Below are 306 nucleotides of genomic sequence, written 5' to 3'. Positions count from 1 at the left end.
GCGGTCGCCGAGCCGATCTCCCACTTCGCTGCACCGCCCTTCCGAGGAGTCGAGCCGGAATCCAAGGATGCTGCCCGCAGCGCCATGGCCATCACGCTGTACCACTTCGGTCTGCACACCTGGACGATCTTCGCCCTGCCTGCGCTGTGCTTCGGGTACTTCATGTACAAGCGCAACCTGCCGCCGCGAGTCTCCTCCATGTTCCAGCCCCTGCTCGGGGCCCGGATCCACGGCCCCATCGGCAAGCTGATCGACATCGTCGCGCTGGTGGGGACGCTGACGGGCGTGGCCGTGTCCATCGGCCTG

General features: G+C 67.0%; 1 protein-coding gene. It reads left to right on the top strand.

Annotated elements, in window-relative coordinates; translation table 11 throughout:
- On the top strand, positions 1-306 hold a 306-nt coding region (locus tag IG178_RS24565), incomplete at both ends, for a BCCT family transporter (RefSeq protein WP_193215222.1).

The organism is Neoluteolibacter marinus (assembly GCF_014904755.1).
Lineage (GTDB): Bacteria > Verrucomicrobiota > Verrucomicrobiia > Verrucomicrobiales > Akkermansiaceae > Haloferula > Haloferula marina.
Note: the sequence above shows the minus strand (reverse complement) of the source record. Positions and strands in the feature narration are given on the sequence as shown.